Here is an 11,630-nt window from a genome sequence, read left to right on the forward strand (position 1 = left end):
GCACGCCTCGAGGGCGGTCCCCAGGCTTGGGGACCGCCCTCGATGCGTGTCTTGCTAGCTGTCTACCCGGACGAGCGTCGAGCCGGAGCCGTCCGCGCCGTCGGTGTACTGCAGGCGGCCCAGGTACCGGGTGCCGGCGGTCAGGCCGGTCCAGGACGCGGTGACACTCGTCTGCGCCCCCGCCTGCACCTGTTGGGTGGCCGGGGTGACCGTCAGGTTGCCCTCGACGTTCTGCAGCGACCAGTGGTTGAGCTTCACCAGCTGGTTGCTGGCTCCCGCGAACAGGTCGACGTACACGTCGTACGACCCGCCGGCCGGTGCCGGGAGGTTGACCTCCTCCTCGGACGACCCGCCGCCGCTGTTGCCGAGCAGCGTCGTCGTCCCGGTCTTGTAGACGTACAGGTCGACGTCGGTGCCCGCCGGGTAGTCCGCGTCGAACGTCGAGAACCGGGCGTGCTTCGCGCCGACCGGCACGTTCACGGTGATCTTGGCGACGTGGTCGTTGACCGCCGGGTTGGTCGTCGGGAACGACGTGCCGCCGGGGCTCTTGATCGTCGTCTCGGCCACCGTCGCCGCCGTCAGGCCGACCGCGCTGGTGTTGAGCGTGCCGGAGTACCCGGCGGTGATCGGCACCTGGACGGACCCCGCGGTCCCGGTCCCGATGACCTGCACCGGCGCCTTCACGGTCAGCGGCTTGATCGCGACCGTGCTGCTCACCGAGTGCTCGCTCGACTTCCACGTGAGCTTGCCGAACGAGTACTGCTCCAGCGGGGCGCCGGCGTTCTCGATGGTGACCTTGTACGTCGCCGCGTGGCCGGGCAGCGTGATCAGGATCCCCGGCGACACCGTCACCTTGAAGCCCTTCAGGCCCTCGACCTTCGGGACGTAGATCTCCGGCAGCTTGCCGACGTTGCGCACGGTCCGGGTGACGGTCTGCTTACCGGCCAGGTCGCCGATCGCGATGGTCGGGTAGTTCAGGTCACTCGGGTCGATCTTGCCGTTCGCGCACAGCTCGTGGGTGGCGGGCACCTGACCGGAGCCGCAGACGAACTTGGCCCAGTCCTCGTACGTCGAGTCGTAGACCAGGCCGGGGTCCATCGCCTTCTTCGCCTGCATCTGACCCGCACCGTACCCGAACGGGGTGGCCGGCGAGCCGGAGTCGTTCTGGATCGGCTGGCCGCTGGTGTCCTTGTCGGTGGTCGTGGTGAGCAGCGCGGACTTGATCGCCATCGGCGACCAGGTCGGGTACCTGCTCTTCAGGACCGCCGCCGCGCCGGCGATGTGCGGCGAGGACATCGAGGTGCCGCTCATGAACGCGTACTCGCCGCCGGCCGCGCTGAAGGCGGAGGTCGCGGCGAGGACGTTCGTGCCCGGCGCCATCACGTCGGGCTTGAGCAGGTCGCCGTTCCCGGCCAGGGACGGGCCGCGGCTGGACGAGCTGGCGACCTTCGGTGCGGTGACGCGGACAGGCGTACCGGCGCTGATCGCGGCGGTCGGGTTCGCGGTGCCGCCGACGTACGCCTTGACCTCGGGCGCGGCCTTGTCGTCGAGGTGGACGGTCGGCACCGAGTGCAGGTCGGAGTCGAGCGTGCCCGGGGTGATGTTCAGCAGGATCATGCCGATGCCGCCGGCGTTCTTGACCTGCAGGCTCTTGTCGACGCGGGCGTTGCCGCCGCGGTCGCACACGACGATCTTGCCCTGGACCTTGGCCGGGTCGAGCGTGCCGGCCATGCAGAGCAGCAGGTTCGCCGGGTTCGCACCGGCGAGACCGGCGTCCTTGGCGAGCACGACCGGGCTCGACGGCACCCCGGTGCCGATGCCGGCGCCGGTGTAGGACTTGCCGTCGCCCAGCGTCACCGTGGTCTGGACGTCGCGGTCATGGGTGCCGTTGGCAACCGTCGTCACCCACGGGTAGGTCTTGCCGACCGTGCTGACCCCGGGGCCGGTGTTGCCGGCGCTGGTCGCGACGAACACGCCCGCCCGGGCCGCCCGCAGGAAGGCCAGTCCGACGGAGTTCACGTACGTCGACCCGCTGCCGGAGATCGAGTAGTTGATGACGTCCACGCCGTCGGCGACCGCGGCGTCGATACCGGCCACGATGTCCGCGTCGGTGCCACTACCGCCACCGGTCTGGTCGACCGCCCACAGCACCTTGTAGATCGCCAGCCGGGCGTGCGGGGCGATGCCGGAGCCCTTGCCGTAGTCGCGGCCCATGACGCTCATGTCGACGCCGAAGTTGCCGCCCGCCGTACTGGCCGTGTGGGTGCCGTGGCCGCCGTAGTCACGCGGCGACTTGAACTCCTCCGGGATCGGGCGGGTGCCGATGCCCTTGTCGAAGTACCGGGCGCCGATCACCTTGTTGTTGCAGGTGACGGGCGCCTCCTCACCGGCCTGGCAGGTGCCCTTCCACTTCGCCGCGACGATCGCGTCGGACTGCTTGGTGGTCTTGATCGGCGCGAAGCTGGCCCGCTCCGGGACGAAGCCGGTGTCGATGACGCCGATGATGACGCCGTCACCGGCCTTGTCGACACCACCCGCCTGCTGCCAGGCGCCGCCCTTGCCGGACAGGCCGAGGAACCGCGGGGTGTCCACGGTGTCCTGGCGCTGCAGCTCACTCGGCTCGACGCTCTTCACGCCGGACGACTTGGCCAGCTTGACGGCTTCGTCGTACGACATCTGGGCGGCGAAACCGGCGTACGTGTAGCTGTAGTCGTACAGCTTCTGCGCACCGGGGACCTCGGCGAGCACCTCCTGCCGCTCGCGGCTGAGGTGCTGCACGTACTCGAGCACCGGTGCTGCTGTTTTCAGCAGCTTCCCCCCGTGAGCGACGCGGGTGGACGGCAGGCCGGCGATGCCGCCGCCGTACTCGGCCACCGGGGCGTCGTCGAGTTGAACGATGTAGGCGCCGGTCGAGGACTCCTTGACCAGCGGAGTGCGCTGCGGCTCGTCGGCCACCAACGCGTCCGCGGCGCGAGCCGCGAGCGGGAGGCCGGCCAGCGACGCGACGAGCGCGGTGGCGACGATGATCGGGGTACGGCGGGGCACTGAGTTCCTCCAGGCTTGGACGGCGCGATGGTGGAGCTTGGTCTCGCAACTGGACCCGTGACGCGCATCCCCCCTTGCGGTGATCAGCGTCACGCGCGCCCGAGTATGCCCGTGGCAGCCACCGATGTCACGCTCAGCACACCACGCGCCAGCCGAGAGAACCCGATGCCCGTAACCGGATGGTGCGGGCGGTGGTCACGCTGGTCGCGCCGGTTTGGTGATGGGTGTGGGTTGTTGGTAATCTGGCTCTTCGCGCCCGTACGGGTGGTGATCACTTGTGCGCGCGACACTTTCCTGTACTGACCGCACACACCTGATCGAGGCTCTGCTCAGTGGCGAACATCAAGTCCCAGATCAAGCGCAACCGCCAGAACGAGGCTGCGCGACTTCGCAACAAGTCGGTGAAGTCGACCCTCAAGACGGCTGTTCGCCGCTTCCGTGAGGCCGCCGACGCCGGCGACGCCGCGAAGGCGCAGGAGCACGCCAAGGTGGCGGGCCGCCTGCTCGACAAGGCCGCCAGCAAGGGCGTGATCCACGCCAACCAGGCCGCCAACCGGAAGTCGTCCATCTTCAAGAAGGCCGCCTCCCTCTAGGCAACGCCAAACGATCGGCCACCCTCCCGGGCAGGCCGATCGTTTTTGCGTCCCCGAACCCAGCTGCCCGCTCCGGGACCAGCTGGGTTTTCGTCTGCCCAAGTCTGTCTCAGCTGCCCCGGCTCGAGGCGGTCCTGCTAGCGGCGGCCGTGGGAGCGGCTGACGGTGATGACCATCCGCTCGAGGGCGTACCCGGCGTCGCCCGAGGCGCCCTTCACGTCCGCATCGGCCTGCGCCACGGCCTTGATCGCAGTCGCCAGCCCACCGGGCGTCCACCCCCGCGACTGCTGCTTCAGCTGCTTGAGCTTCCACGGCGGTACGCCGACCTCGCGAGCCAGATCCGCCTCGCGCATCCCGCTCGGCGCGCTCGCGTACTTCGCCAGGCCGCGCAACCCGCCCGCCATCGCACTCGTGACGAGCACCGGCGCGACCCCGCAGTCCAGCGCCCACCGCAGCTGCTCCAGCGCCGGCTCCGTCCGCCCCGCGATCGCCGCGTCCGCGACCGCGAAACTCGTCACCTCCGCGCGACCCCCGAAGTACTGACCGATCAGCTCCGTCGTGACCGCCTGGCCGCCCGAGTCCGACACCAGTTGCGAGCATGCCCCGGCCAGCGCCCGCAGATCGTGCCCGACCGCGTCGACCAGCGCCGACGCCGCCCGCTCGTCCACGGTCCCGCCGTGCAACCGGATCTCGCCGGCCACGAACTGCGGCAGCTCCCACGTCTTCGGCGCGGTCGCGACCACCTCGTTGACCGATGCCTTGCGCAACTTGTCGAGGACGGCCTTGCCCTTCTGCCCGCCGGAGTGCACCAGGACGACCAGTACGTCGTCCGCCGGGGCGCCGGCGTACTCGATCAGGTGCGGCGCCATCTCGGACGGCAGGTTCTCCAGCGCCCGCAGCACGAGCACCCGCTCGGTCGCGAACAGCGACGGCCCGGTCAGCTCCGCGAACACCCCGACGTCCAGCGTCGAGGCATCCACCTCGGTCACCTCGACCTCGGCGCTGCCCTTCGACACCGCCCCGATCGCCGACCGCACTGCCCGATCCGCCAAGAACGCCTCGGCGCCGGTCACCAGCAGAACATCGCCCAGCTTCGGCGCAGAACCCCTACGAGCAGCCACGCCCCCACCCTCCCACACGCCACCGACATCCGAGGCCACGCGGCTGCTGCCGGAAACTCGCACCCTGTTCCCGGCATCGCCGGAAGCATGGCGGTCCCCGGCATCGCCGGAGGCATGGCGGTCCCCTGCATCGCCGGAGGCATGGCGGTCCCCTGCGTCGCCGGAGGCAGGCGGATCCGTTGATGCCAGGTTCGTGACCGGCCTCCGGTCAGCGTTCCGCGGCGGCGGATGTCGGCAGGGTGTGGCTCACCGCGGCGGCGGACGCGGCAGCGTCGTGCACTGTGCCTCTGGCGTGACGGTGCCGGCCCATCACCACGGCCATCAGCACCCCGGCGAAGCTGAACACCGCCATCACCCACGACGCGGTCGCCAGACCGGCAGCGAGCGCATCCGGCTCCGAGTGGCCCGACTCGGTGCGGTTCTGAATCACGGTGCTGTAGATCGTCGCGGCCAGTGCGGTCGCCACGGCGGCTCCGACGTACCGTGCCATGTTCGAGACGCCTGACGCCGCGCCCACTTCGTCGGCTGGCACCGACGCGGTCGCCGCGGACGATGCCGGGCCGTTCGACAGTCCCATCCCCACCGCGATCGCGACCAGCGGCAGCAGGAAGGCCAGGTACTGCCACGACGACTGGGTGAAACCGATCACGGCAAATCCCGCGGCGGTGATCAGGAAGCCCAGGGCGACGACCTGCCGGCCGCCCAGTCGCGCGGCGAACCGCGGTACGAGCGGTGCGATCGCGACCAGGCCGACGGTGGCCGGGAGCGTGGCGAGGCCGGCTTCGAGCGGGCTGAACCCGAGGGACTGCGGGTCCTGGAAGTACAGACTGAGCAGGTACATCAGGCCGTTGATGGTGCCCGCACCGATCAGGATCGCGATCGTGGAGCCGACCAGGATCCGGTTACGCAACAAGGCCAGGTCGAGCAGCGGTACGGCGACCCGGCGCTCGACCGCGACGAATCCGAAACCCGAGCCCACCGCAACCACCAGGCAGGCGAACGTGCCGAACGACACCCAGCCCCAGTCGCCACCCTTGCTCAAGGCAAGAACCAGAGGGCTGAGGGTCAACGCCACCAGCACAGCACCACCGAAGTCGATCGACCGCGGCCGGTCCGGGTCCCGAGACTCGGCCACCGTGAAGTAGGTCAGCACCATGCACACCACGGCGACACCGGCGTCGATCCAGAACAGCCCCTGCCAGCCGGTGACGTCGACGAGCACACCACCGACCAGCGGCCCAGCCGCAGCGCCGACAGCGGCCGCCGCGCCCCACAACGACACCGCGCGCAGTTGCTCCGCGCCGCTGCTCGCGACCGACAGCAGACTGAGCCCACAGGCCAGGATCGTCGAGCCGGCGGCGCCTTGCACCGCCCGGCCGGCAATCACCATGCCGCCGGTGGTCGACAACGCGATCAGGACACAGGACGCGACGAACAGCAGCAGACCGAGTTGGAAGACCCGCTTGCGTCCGAACACGTCGCCGAGCGACCCCGCAGTGATGATCACCGCCGCGCCGACCAGCGAGTAGCCCGTGACAGCCCACTGCAAGGTCGTCACCGACATGCCGGTGTCCTCGCTGATCGCAGGCAGCAGGATGCTGACCGCGGAGGTGTTCGCATTCACGACGAGCGTGGACAAGCACGTGGCGGCAAGCACTCCACCCGTCGAAACAGTAGCCCCGTCCCGAGCCCTCATCAGGTTCCTCCCGCAGAGTCGCCGACTCGATCCAGATGGTAGGGGCGGTCGCCGGTCGGCGACCTCACCTGCTCTGGATGAGCCCACCGCGCACCCGGTCCAGCACCAGGCCGGCTGCCGGGGCAGCCGGAAACTAGTTGGAAGCCGAGGGGGTCGAGTGGTGAGGATGGGCGGGTGACTGACTTGGTGGCGCCTGTGGATGCGCTTGTCGTGGTGGATGTGCAGACCGCGTTTGTTTCGGGTTCGGACGCCATACCCGGTGCGGAGCGGTTGCTCAAACGGGTGAGTGAGCTGCTGGAGCGGGCTCGGGAGGCGGGCGCGGTCGTCGTACATCTGCAGAACGACGGGGCGCCCGGGGCGGACGATGAGCCGGACACGCCTGGGTGGGAGCTGTATCTGCCGGTGAAGGAGGGCCCGCGCGAGCGCGTGATTCGTAAGCCCCGCGACGACGGCTTCGACGGCACACCGCTTGGCGAGGTGCTCGTCGGTGCCGGCGTACGGTCGGTCGCGATCTGCGGTCTGATGTCGGAGATGTGCGTACAGGCGACCTCCCGCACTGCCCTCGCGCGCGGCTACCGCGTTGTCCTCCCGTACGACGCCCACGCCACCCACGACGTCCCCGCAGTACCCGGCGTCAGCGACCCCGTCCCAGCCCACGTCGTCTCCCGAGTCGCCGCCTGGGCTCTAGGCGACCGGGCCCACAACACCGTCCCCACCAGCTCCGTCACTTTCACTGCCTCGTCAGCGTGATCGGGGTTGGTGGCCGGGGGTGATAGTCAGGTTGTCGGGGTTGGTGATCGTCAGGGCGCCTTGGGTGAGGGTGGTGGCGGTCTTGGTGGATTGGTGGGACAGGAGGGTGAGGGTTCTGGGGGCGGGGTGGCCGTAGTCGTTGTCTTGGCCGGCCGAGATGAGGGCCAGGCGGGCGTTGGTGGCGGCTATGAAGGCAGGGTCCTGCTGGGCGGAGCCGTGGTGGGGGACTTTGAGGACGTCGGCGCGGAGGTCGGCTCCGGTGGCGAGGATGGCGCGCTGGGACTCGGGTTCGAGGTCGCCGGTGAGCAGGATCCGGAGGCCGGACAGTTCGACCATCATGGTGATGCTGGCGTTGTTCTCGGGTGATCCTTCGTCGGTATCGGTCGCTGACGACGTGCCGGGTGGTGGTAGGGCGGGGACACGGGCGGGCCACAGCGTGGTCCAACTCAGTGCGCCGACAACGCGCCTTTCTTGGTAGGTCACGGTGCGCAGGCTGACGCCGTGGTGCGACGCAAGGTCGACGACTCGCCTGTACTCGGCGGGTGGTGAGAAGTACGGCGTCACCTCGATCTCGTCGACCCGTCGATCCTTCAGTACGCCGGCCAACCCGCCGGCGTGATCCGCATGGAAATGGCTCAGCACCAGGACCGGCACGTACTCGACACCAAGGTCGCGCAGACACCGATCCATCGCGGCCGGGTCGGGACCGGTGTCGACGACAACGGCTGCAGTGTCGCCGGCTCGCAGTACCAGGCCGTCTCCTTGCCCCACGTCGCACATCACGAAGAGCCAGTCGTCGGGTGGCCAGCCGATTGAACCAACGGGACGCAGTACGACGACCGCCAGCAGGACGACCGCGATCACCATCGCGATCGGGCGGACCAGGATGCGGTGCAGGCCGAACACGAGGGCGATGCAAACCAGTGTCAGTACGGCGACGCCGACAGCGGTCGCCGGCCAGGCGTTGGCGGCCCCGGGGAGGTCGGCGCCCTCGCGAGCGATGAGGATGATCCAGCGGGCCGGCCAGCCCGCTGCCCAACCAACCAACTGCGCTGCCTCTGTGCTCACCAGCGCGACGCCGGCCGCGGTGAACCCGAGGATCGTCGCCGGGCCTACCGCTGGACCGGCCAGCAGATTGGCGCCTACGGCAACCAGCGAGACCTCGCCGGACAACCAGGCGACGACCGGCGTACAGGCGAGCTGCGCGGCCAGTGGGCACGAGATCGCGTCCGCAAGCCAGGTCGGCATCCACTGGGCGAGGGCGTCCCGCCAGCCCGGGCCGAGCAGCACGATCCCCGCCGTGGCGAGCACGGACAGCGCGAACCCGGCCGACCTGGCGAGTGACGTGTCCAGGAGCAGTAAGGCGATCACCGCGACCGACAGGCTGCGGACGGCCCGGCGCCTCGACCCACCGCTCGTCATCGCCGCGAGCGCGATCAGCCCCATCGCGGCCGCACGGAGGACGCTGGGTTGTGGCCGGGCGAGGATCACGAACACGACGACCGTCATCAGACCGACCGCCGTCAAGCCGCGAGCGCGTACTCCTACCAGCCGGGCCATCGGAAGCACGAACGCCAGCAGCAGAGTCAGGTTGGTCCCGGACACGGCGGAGAGATGGGTCAGTCCGGTGGTTTGGAAGTCCTCGGTCAGCTCGGCGGGCAGGCCGGACTCGTCGCCCATGACGAGTGCGGGCACGAGACCGCGCACGTCGTCCGGCTGGTGGGCGACGGACTCGCGGAGGCCGGCGCGGACTTCCTCGGCCGCACGCAGCCACCACGGCGGTTGGTTCACGAAGCGTGGAGCCGAGCGGACCGAGAGCATCGCGGCTACGTCGGATCCCTGCTCAACCGCCTCGAGCCGGCCAGTTGTGGCGACTCGTTGGCCGTACCGGACCTGGCGCCATTGCTCCGAGCCGATCACGAGCACTGGGGTGCTCACCCGGGTCACAGTTCCTCTTGCACGTACCTCCTCGATTGTTGCCTTCACTATGACGTACGGCGGACGTCGGCTGCCGGGACTTCGTCGTACTGACGGATCGCTGTCGATCTTCAGCTTGACGCCGACGGTTGCGCTGTCGGCCGCCAACCCCGTGACCGGGCCGGCGCGCATGCTCTCGACTTGTAGGGCTGCGGCCGCGCCCATCCCTGCGATCACGACCAGGACACCGACCGCTGCCCAACCGAGGGGTGCTCGGGTGGTGCGGCGCACGACGATTGCCAGCGAGGCGGCGAGGGCGAAGGCGACGGCTGCCGTCAGGAGGCCGACGAACGGCCGACAAGGGATCAGCAGAACCGCCGCCAGCCATCCCGCCGCAGCCGGCGCCAACAGACGTACGTCCAGTCGCTCGCGCTGGCCGCCGGCCTGCTCGCCGTCCTTGTCGGTGGAGTGCCCGTCGCCCGGCACACCGGACAGCCCGTCGGCCCCGTGGACGGACTGCACGTCGCCTTCGTCGGCGGACTGCTCGTCGGTTTGGTTGGTGGGGTGGTTAGAGGTGGACATGGGGTTTTAGGGAGTCGAACTTCTTGGGGCCTACGCCGGGGACCTCCTGGAGTTGGTCGATGGTGGTGAAGGGGCCGTTCTGGGTTCGGTAGTCGAGGATGCGTTGGGCCAGGACCGGACCGACGCCGGGGAGGGTGTCGAGTTGGTCGAGGGTGGCGGTGTTGAGGTTGACGGGTGAGCCGGATGGGGCGGTCGGGGCGGGGGTGGTACCGGGGGTCTGGGACGAGGGAGCGGCTCCGCCGGGCTGGCCGACGACGATCTGTTCGCCGTCGGTGACCGGGCGGGCGAGGTTGAGGGTGGTGAGGTCGACGCCGGGGAGTGGGCCGCCGGCGAGGGTGAGTACGTCGGCGACGCGGGAGCCGGTGGGCGCGCGGACCAGGCCGGGGCGGCGGACCTTGCCGGCAACGTGGACGACGACCGCGCCTGCTCCCTGCACCGGGACGCCTGACGATGCCTGGGCACCTTGCGAGTGCTGGACGCCGGGTGACGACTGGACGCCGGATGACAACTGGGTGCCGGGCATGGGTTGGCCGGTGGAGGCTGAGGGTTGAGCACCAGCTGGGCAGGACTGACCGCTGGGGCAGGGTTGGGTGACCTGCGCGCCAGAGGTAAGGGCGGTTGGTGGGCGGGCGTCAGGGAGGGTCTCGGGGCGAGCTCGGAACACTGACCACGCGGCCCAAGCCAGCCCGATGGACAGTACGGCGGCCAGGACCACGACGTGTCGTGGGGACAGGGTCCAGCGGGCATCACGTAGTCGCTCCGGCCGGACGGTTTCGGGGATCCATCCACCTCGCACCTCCTCATCACGCTCCTCCAGTTCTCTGTCGGTCGCGCCGTGCCGAGGTGCGCTGGCAAGACGAGCCAGCGCACGCTCGCGCGCACCCGGGTCGGGGGCGGCGGCACGGCGGAAGACGTTCACGCCAGAGAAAGTACGAGTCTGCGAACGCCCTGGAACGCCGAATCCAAACCTGTGGATAAGGGATGGAAGCTGGGCCGGGCGTGAGCTCAGTGGGGGGCGATGACGACCGCGAGGAGGCCGGGGCCGACGTGGGCTCCGATGACGGCGCCTACTTCGCGCAGGACGATTTCGTCGGCGTTGGGGAGCCGGTCGGCGAGGCCGTCGGCGAGGGTGTGGGCCTTCTCGAGGTTGGCCAGGTGGTGGACGGCGACTTGGACCGGGCCGTCGCCGGCTCGTTGGACGGCGATGTCGGCCAGGCGGGCGATGGCTCGGCTCGAGGTGCGGACCTTTTCGAGGGGAACAATCCGGCCGGAGCTGATCGTCAGCAGTGGCTTGACGGCGAGCGCCGTACCGAGGAGGGCTTGGGCGGCGCCGATGCGGCCGCCGCGGCGGAGGTACTCGAGGGTGTCGACGTAGAAGTACGCCGAGATCGAGGACATCCGGACCCGGGCGGCACCCTCGACGGCGGCCTGGTCGGCCCCGGTGGCGGCGGCTGCGGCGGCCGCCAGGACCGGGAACCCGAGGCCCATCGCGATGGATCGGGAGTCGATCACCCGGACCGGGATCGGCGACTCCTTCGCGCCGATCATGGCGGCCTCGACGGTGCCCGACATGTCACCGGACAGGTGAATCGACACGACCGACTCGGCGCCGGCCGCGGCACAGGCGGCGTACGTGTCGGCGAACGTCTGCGGCGCCGGGCGGCTGGTCGACACCGGCGTGAACGTCTTGAGCGCCTCCGCGACCGCGTCGGCGGACGTGGCGCCGTCGTCGTACGACGTACCGCCGATGACGACCTGCACCGGTACGACGGTCAGCGGCAGGCGGAGCACCTCATGCGTGGACAGACCGGCCGTGGAGTCGGTGACGACGTGCACGCGGGCTGACATGAAGCGAGGTTACCGGACAGTTTAAGGCGTGTCTCCCGCTCCCACGCCGCCGCGCAGTAGGCGTGGGAGCGGGAGACA

8 protein-coding genes are annotated in these 11,630 nt (G+C 69.9%); 2 read left to right on the forward strand and 6 right to left on the reverse strand.

Annotated features, from left to right (window positions below):
* Positions 1-54: 54 nt before the first annotated feature.
* On the reverse strand, positions 55-3,045 hold the full coding sequence (locus tag AB0H36_RS32475; RefSeq protein ID WP_360532294.1) for a S8 family serine peptidase: 2,991 nt from the start codon (positions 3,043-3,045) through the stop codon (positions 55-57).
* A 332-nt stretch (positions 3,046-3,377) separates the two neighbouring features.
* Here AB0H36_RS32475 and rpsT point away from each other — a divergent pair, with 332 nt between their 5' ends.
* Entirely contained in the window at positions 3,378-3,638 is a 261-nt protein-coding gene (gene rpsT, locus AB0H36_RS32480) for a 30S ribosomal protein S20 (protein ID WP_360532297.1), read from the forward strand.
* A gap of 137 nt (positions 3,639-3,775) precedes the next feature.
* On the opposite strand, the gene holA is transcribed toward rpsT, so the two are convergent.
* The gene (gene holA, locus AB0H36_RS32485) at positions 3,776-4,759 is read right to left on the reverse strand and encodes a DNA polymerase III subunit delta (RefSeq protein WP_360532300.1); all 984 of its coding nucleotides are present in this window, start codon (positions 4,757-4,759) and stop codon (positions 3,776-3,778) included.
* 208 nt (positions 4,760-4,967) lie between these two features.
* The gene (locus tag AB0H36_RS32490) at positions 4,968-6,455 is read right to left on the reverse strand and encodes an MFS transporter (RefSeq protein ID WP_360532303.1); all 1,488 of its coding nucleotides are present in this window, start codon (positions 6,453-6,455) and stop codon (positions 4,968-4,970) included.
* A 174-nt stretch (positions 6,456-6,629) separates the two neighbouring features.
* Between AB0H36_RS32490 and AB0H36_RS32495 the strand changes: the two genes are divergently transcribed.
* Positions 6,630-7,205 (forward strand): isochorismatase family protein, encoded by a 576-nt coding sequence (locus AB0H36_RS32495; protein WP_360532306.1) that lies wholly within the window; start codon positions 6,630-6,632, stop codon positions 7,203-7,205.
* Here AB0H36_RS32495 and AB0H36_RS32500 read toward each other — a convergent pair.
* The 3 genes from AB0H36_RS32500 to AB0H36_RS32510 all read right to left on the reverse strand — a co-directional run bounded on the left by AB0H36_RS32500 (position 7,197) and on the right by AB0H36_RS32510 (position 11,552).
* A complete protein-coding gene (locus tag AB0H36_RS32500) occupies positions 7,197-9,704 on the reverse strand; it encodes a ComEC/Rec2 family competence protein (protein ID WP_360532309.1) in 2,508 nt (835 codons plus the stop codon). The two genes, AB0H36_RS32495 and AB0H36_RS32500, sit on opposite strands and share 9 nt — an antisense overlap.
* Positions 9,691-10,140 (reverse strand): ComEA family DNA-binding protein, encoded by a 450-nt coding sequence (locus AB0H36_RS32505; protein ID WP_360532312.1) that lies wholly within the window; start codon positions 10,138-10,140, stop codon positions 9,691-9,693. Before AB0H36_RS32505 ends, AB0H36_RS32500 begins: the two co-directional genes overlap by 14 nt.
* Positions 10,141-10,709: 569 nt before the next feature.
* Entirely contained in the window at positions 10,710-11,552 is an 843-nt protein-coding gene (locus tag AB0H36_RS32510; protein WP_360532315.1) for a DegV family protein, read from the reverse strand.
* Positions 11,553-11,630 lie beyond the last annotated feature (78 nt).

Source organism: Kribbella sp. NPDC050820 (assembly GCF_040653975.1).
Classification (GTDB): Bacteria; Actinomycetota; Actinomycetes; order Propionibacteriales; family Kribbellaceae; genus Kribbella.

Bases quoted from the DNA above. Each gene is read 5' to 3' on its own strand.
- AB0H36_RS32490 (WP_360532303.1), bottom strand. From the start codon at position 6,455: ATGAGGGCTCGGGACGGGGCTACTGTTTCGACGGGTGGAGTGCTTGCC.
- AB0H36_RS32500 (WP_360532309.1), bottom strand. From the start codon at position 9,704: ATGTCCACCTCTAACCACCCCACCAACCAAACCGACGAGCAGTCCGCC.
- AB0H36_RS32510 (WP_360532315.1), bottom strand. From the start codon at position 11,552: ATGTCAGCCCGCGTGCACGTCGTCACCGACTCCACGGCCGGTCTGTCC.